Source organism: Streptomyces neyagawaensis (assembly GCF_023516595.1).
Classification (GTDB): Bacteria; Actinomycetota; Actinomycetes; order Streptomycetales; family Streptomycetaceae; genus Streptomyces; species Streptomyces neyagawaensis.
Genome location: NZ_JAMGBG010000040.1, coordinates 1 through 6211 on the forward strand (window position 1 = coordinate 1; position 6211 = coordinate 6211).

4 protein-coding genes are annotated in these 6211 nt (G+C 75.3%); 3 read left to right on the forward strand and 1 reads right to left on the reverse strand.

Annotated elements, in window-relative coordinates:
• The 3 genes from M8J73_RS18760 to M8J73_RS18770 form a co-directional block, all read left to right on the forward strand.
• A partial coding sequence (locus M8J73_RS18760) for an FtsX-like permease family protein (RefSeq protein WP_249828825.1) occupies positions 1-2106 on the forward strand: 2106 nt, incomplete at its 5' end.
• Complete coding sequence (locus tag M8J73_RS18765) at positions 2103-4907, forward strand: ABC transporter permease (RefSeq protein WP_249828826.1); 2805 nt, start codon at positions 2103-2105, stop codon at positions 4905-4907. The genes M8J73_RS18760 and M8J73_RS18765, both read left to right, overlap by 4 nt.
• Positions 4908-5044: 137 nt before the next feature.
• Positions 5045-6013 (forward strand): ABC transporter ATP-binding protein, encoded by a 969-nt coding sequence (locus M8J73_RS18770; RefSeq protein ID WP_249828827.1) that lies wholly within the window; start codon positions 5045-5047, stop codon positions 6011-6013.
• Between the two features lie 26 nt (positions 6014-6039).
• Here the strand turns inward: M8J73_RS18770 and M8J73_RS18775 are convergent.
• Positions 6040-6211 (reverse strand): integrase core domain-containing protein (locus M8J73_RS18775; RefSeq protein ID WP_249828828.1); only part of this gene is annotated, 172 nt, incomplete at its 5' end.

Sequence of the window (6211 nt, forward strand, 5' to 3'; positions counted from 1 at the left end):
GGCGCGCTCGGCAGGACCGGCGTGCGCGTCGACCTGCCGGCCGCCGGCCGGCCCGAGGTGTGGGTGGTCTCCGCGAGCGTGGCCGCGCTGTGCGCGCTCGCGGTGGCCGTCCCCGCGTGGCGGGCGTCCCTCGCCACGGCACGCGCCACCGCCCTGCCCGCACCGCTGCGCGCCGGCGCGGACCTCGGACTGGTCGCCGTGGCCGGTGTCGCCTTCTGGATGCTCTCCGGCCGGGACTCCGGCGCCGTCACCGCCGACCGCGAGGGCGTCCTCGACGTCGACCCGCTGCTGGTCGTGGCGCCCGCCCTGGTGCTCCTGGCCGGAACGGTCCTGGTACTGCGGTTGCTGCCTCTCCTGGCGCGGATCGGTGAACGGCTGCTGACCCGCGGGCGCGGCCTGACCGCCGCCATGGTCGGCTGGCAGTTCAGCCGCCGGCCCATGCGCGGGGCGGGCCCTGTGCTGCTCCTGGTCATCTCCGTGGCGCTCGGTGTCATGGCGATCGGGCAGGGCGCGTCCTGGCACCGTTCCCAGGCCGACCAGGCCGACTTCCGCGTGGGCGCCGACGTACGCGTCCTGGTCTCCGGCGGCGACGGTCTCGGCCGTACGGACGTCTACACGGACCTCCCGCACGTCGACGGGATCGTCCCCGCGGCCCGTGGCACGGTGGCTCTCTCCGGCAGCCGTACCGCGACCGTGGTCGCTCTGGACACGGCCCGGGCGTCCGGGGTTGTGCGGGCGCGGCGGGACCTGTCGGACGGCCCGCTGCTCGCCGGGCTCGCCCCGCGCGGAGCGCCGCCCGCCGGCGTGGAGATCCCCGAGGGCACGACCCGGCTCACACTGACCGCCACCCTCCACAGCACCCCGCGTGGGCAGGGCGCGGACGTCACCCTCACGCTGCTGGACCGCCACGGCACCTCCTACGAGATACCGTCCGGCCGTCTCCCCGCCGACGGCCGCCCCCACCAGCTGATCCCCGAACTGAACGGCGCCCGCGGCCCGTTGACGCTGTCCGGACTCGAACTGACCACACCGCAGCCGTTCAACCGCCCCCACCGGCACCGCCTGGTCCTCGACACGCTGACCGCGGCGGGCGACGGCGGCGACGAACAGAAGTTGACCCTGCCCACGAAGTGGACGACCGCGATCGAGGCCGACACGCCCTCCGTCCCCGACGACGACGCCCTCGCTTCGCACCCTCGGATCACCTCCACGGCGCCCGTCACCATGACGTACAGCACCGGATACCAGCCGCCGGACATATCACCGCCCGCCCCGCCGCTGGAGGTCCGGCTGAAGGTCACCCAGCCCGCCGAGCCCGAGATCGTCGCGGTCGCCACCGACCGTTACCTCACCGCCTCCGGTACCCGCGAGGGCCAGCGCCTGGAGGTCTCCTTCGAAGGCCACTCCGTGCCCGTACGCGTCGTCCGCACCGCGAGCGCCCTGCCCACGACGGAGACCACCGCGCTGGACGGCGGGGCTCTGATGGTCGATCTCCGCGCCGTCAACCAGGTACTGCAGGCCCGCCACGGAACCAGCCTGAAGCCCACCGAATGGTGGCTGCGCACGAGCGCCCCCGCTGCCACGGCGGCCGCCCTACGGGCCCTGCCCGACATCGGCCCGGAGCAGGTCATGGTGCGCGACGAGACGGCGTCGGAGCTGAGCGACGACCCGTTCGGGGCGGCCCCGGAAGCCGCGCTCGTCGCGGCGGCCGCCGTGACGGTCCTCTTCGCCTCGCTCGGCTTCGCGGTGAGCGCGGCGGGCGCGATCCGCGCCAGGGACGGCGAGTTCGCCGTGCTGCGCGCCCTCGGGACACGGCGGCGCCGGCTCGCCCGGCTGGTCGCCGCGGAGCACGGCGTGCTGGTGGCCCTGGCGCTGCTGGTCGGCACGGCCCTGGGCGCCGTGCTGACGTACGCGCTGGTGCCCCTCGTCGTCCTGACCGGGCAGGCCACCCGGCCACTCCCACCGGTGCTCGTCGAACTCCCGCTCCTGCGGCTCGCCGCGCTGCTGGCGGCACTCGCGGCGGGCCCCACCCTGGTGACGGTGGCCCTCGCGCTCCGGCGGGCGAAACCCGTGACGACGACTCTCAGGGACGAGGTGACGCAGTGAGCGCGCCACCGGTGCCCCCGCAGGGCAAAGGGACGGGGGCGGCGCCGCCGCACGCGGGGGCCGGGTTGCGGACACGGCTGAGGGCCTTCGCCGGCACCTCCGTGGCCCTCGCGCTGCTGGTGGCCGTGACGGCCGCGCTCGCCGCCGCGTACCCGCGTGCCGTCGACCGGTACGGGGACGCGGGGCTGCGCCGGGCCATCGAGCAGGCCCGCCCCGACCGGACGAGTGTGCAGATCCAGGCAGCGCCGCCCTGGATGGCCTCGCTCCAGCAGATGGAGTCCCTCCTGCGCGTCGGTCCGCTGGCCAAGGCCCGTGCCGAGGCGCTGGCCGCGGCGGAGGCGCCGCTCGTTCCCGACCGCGCGCAGTCGGCGTACGGCGTCCGCACGACCGTCCCCCTGGAGACGTCCGAACCCTGGCTGGCCCAGCCCGCCGGGCTGCCCGCCCAGGTGGTGCTCGCCGCCCAGCAGGACCTCGCCTCCCACTCCCGCCTCTCCGCGGGCCGGCTGCCCCGCACCACGGGCGAACCGGTGACCGCGACGACCGAGAGCGTCGAGGCCGCCGTCACCGCGGACACCGCCCGCACCCTCCACATCAAGGTCGGCTCCGTGATCCGCGTACCGGGCTCTGGACGCGGCCCGCTCGCCGTCCGGATCACCGGGATCGTCGTCCCCCGCAGCCCCGACGGCGCCTACTGGTCGGCACTGCCGGTGCTGCGCACCCCCGCACTGAGCCGTGTGCCCGGCAGCCAGCTCGCCGAGGTCTACTGGCTCGGCGGCCTGCTCCTCGCCCCCGACGCCGGCCCGGCCCTCCTGGGCACACCCGGCCGCCCGGAACGGTACTGGAACGTGGCCCCCGACCTCGCCACCCTGCGCGGCCACGATCTCGACCGGCTGGCGTCCTCCGTCGCCGCCCTCGAGTCGGGCCCGGGAGTGCAGCGCCTGCGGGCGGCTGTCGACGACGAGCTGGAGGCCCAGACGAATCTCGACGAGGTCCTCGCCGACCACGCCCGACTGCGCTCCGGGATCGAGCCGCTGCTCGTCATCGCCGCCGTCGGGACCGGTAGCCTCGCCGTCATCGTCCTGGCCATGGCCGGCGGAGTCGCGGCCGATCGCCGCCGCGCCGAACTGGCCCTGCTGCGGGCCCGCGGCGCCTCCCTGCCCGGCCTCGCCGCCCGGCTGCTGGCCGAGACGGCGGCGGTGGCGGTGCCGGCCGGCGCCCTCGGACTCACGGCCGCACTGCTCCTCCTGCCCGGCGCCCGCACCGCGCCCGCCGTCACCGCCGCACTCGCCGTCACCCTGTTCGCCTGCCTCGCGCTGCCCCTGCGGGCCGTGGCGGCGCACCGTACGGTGCGGATGCACGACGGCCGGGAGGACCTCACGGCGAACGGGCCGTCCCGGCGACGCACGGTCGTGGAAGCGACGGTGCTGGTGATCGCGGCGGGCGCGGTCGCCGCCCTGCGCCGCCAGGGATCCGGCGGCACCGGCCTGGTGGCCGCCGCCCCCCTGCTCACCGGCGTGGTCGCGGCTCTGCTGCTGGCCCGTCTGCACCCCCTGCCGCTGCGCGCGCTCAGCAAGGCCGCCGCACGCCTGCGCGGCCTGGTGATCCCGCTGTCGCTGGCCCAGGTGGCCCGCACGCCCGGCTTCGCCGTGCTGCCGCTGCTCGCCCTGCTCAGCGCCCTGACCACGGCCGCGTTCGGCGGCTCCGTCCTGGCGGGGGTCACGGCGGCCCGCGACCAGGCCGCGCTCCTCGATGTCGGCGCCGACGGCCGCGTCGAGACCACCACCGGGCGACTCCCGAAGGCCCTGCCCGACCGCGTGCGCGGGCTGCCCGGCGTACGGGACGTGACGGCGGCGAGCGTCACCCGCGAGGCGAAACCGCAGCAGAACGGCCAGCCCGTCCCGCTGGCCGGCGTGGACCCCGCCGCCTACGCGCGCCTGTCGCACCGCACGGGACTGGGGTCGTTCGACGCGGCGAGCCTCCGAGGCGGGGGCGAGGGACAGAGCCGGAACGGGAGCGAGGACACCGGTGCGGGGGACGGCGCCGACCGGCCGCTGCCCGCGCTGGCCTCCCCCCATGTGGCGGAGGAGTACGGCACCGACCCCTACGTCGTCCTGCTCCCGGACGGCACCTCCGTCACCGTCCAGGTCGTCCTCGTCCGGGCACACACCCCGGCCGTGATCGGCGACGACTTCCTGATCGTGGACCGTGCCGGCCTTCCCCGCGCCGCGGCGCACGCGACGACCCTGCTGCTGACCGGTGACTCCCTCAACGGGCGGGCGCTGCGTTCGGCGGCGGACGGCACGGGCGCGTCCGTCCGGCTGCGCGCGGAGGAACGCGCGCGGCACGTCGACTCACCGCTGCAGTCCGGCGCGGAACGCCTCTACGTCGTCGCGGTCGCCGCGGGTGCCGGGTACGCGGTCCTCGCCCTCCTGCTGACCGTGCTGCGCACCGCGCCCGAACGCCGCGCCCTGCTCGCCCGGTTGCGCACGATGGGCATGAGCCGCTCCCAGGGCCGACGGCTGCTGATCCTCATGGCGCTCCCGCAGGCTTTCCTGGCCGCGGCGGGCGGCGTGTTGACCGGCTGGGCCGGCATCCACCTGCTGTCACCCGGCATCGACCTCGCCACCATCGCCCTGGCCTCCCCGTCCGGCCTCGAAGGGGCCGCGCTGCGCACGGATCCGCTGTCGCTGGCGGTTCCGGCGCTGACCGTGCTGCTGCTGGCCGTCGGCGTGCCGGCCGCCCAGGCCTGGTGGACCGGCCGACGCGGCTCGGTGAGCGAACTGAGGCTGGGTGACCACTAGACAGTGAGCCCTCCTTCGAACGCAGCCAGACCCTGCCATCCGGATCACGCCGGTCCCTGTCCCGGTGTCATCCGAACGGCGGCTGTCCGCCCCCTCCGGTACCGGCCCGTGTCCTTCCGTCCGCCCAGGAGCAGCCGATGACCACCACTCCCACCTTCCACGAGCTCGCCGACCGCGCCCTCGCCGCGCGCAACGCCGCCGCCTACGGTCACGACGCCCTGATCACCTGCGACCGGGTCGTACGGATCTTCTCCGCCGACGGCGTGGAGGTCCAGGCACTGCAGGGCCTCGACCTCCTCGTGCGGAAGGGAGAGCTCATGGCGCTGGTCGGCGCCTCCGGCAGCGGCAAGTCGACCCTCATGAACATCCTGGCCGGACTGGACAAGCCCACCGCCGGCGCGGCCCGCGTCGCCGACCACGACCTGGTCACCATGTCCGCGAAGGAACGCCTCGCGTACCGTCGCACGACCGTCGGCTTCGTCTGGCAGCAGACCTCCCGCAACCTCCTGCCCTACCTCACCGCCGCGCAGAACATCGCCCTGCCCCTGCAGCTCGCGGGCACCCGAGGCGGGCGCCGCGCCCGGGCCGACCGCGCCAAGGAACTCCTCGACCTGCTCGACGTCGCCGAGTGCGGCGACCGCCGACCGCACCAGATGTCCGGCGGCCAGCAGCAGCGCGTCGCCCTCGCGGTCGCCCTCGCCAACGACCCCGCGGTCCTGCTCGCCGACGAGCCGACCGGTGAACTCGACTCCCACACCGCCGAACAGGTCTTCGCCGCGTTCCGTACCGCCAACGAGGAACTGGGGACCACGATCGTCATCGTCACCCACGACCAGTCCGTCGCCAGTGAGGTCCGCCGGACGGTTGCCATCAGGGACGGCCGCACCTCGACGGAGGTCCTCCGTCACAGCGAGGTCGACTCCGCCACCGGCCAGGAGAACGTGGTCGCCCGCGAGTACGCCATGCTCGACCGGGCCGGCCGCCTCCAGCTCCCCGCCGAGTACACCCGCGCCCTCGGGATGCGCGACCGGGTCGCCCTGGAACTGGAGCCCGACCACATCGCGGTCCGCCCGGACGACACACGGAACGACGACGCCCAGGCGTGAGAACGACAGGCCCTAGCTGTACTCGGTCATGACTTTGGTGACAGGCGGCTGATCGGGGGCTGGCCTGCGAGCGCGGTGTGTCGGCGTCGAGTGTTGTAGAAGGTCAGCCACGGCGCCAGCGCGTGGTCGCGTTCGGTGTTGCTGGTGAACACCTGGCGGTAGGCCCATTCGGTTTGCAGGGTGCGGTTGAAGCGTTCG

Coding starts and splice junctions, on each gene's coding strand:
- M8J73_RS18770 (WP_249828827.1), top strand. CDS start 5,045: ATGACCACCACTCCCACCTTCCACGAGCTCGCCGACCGCGCCCTCGCC.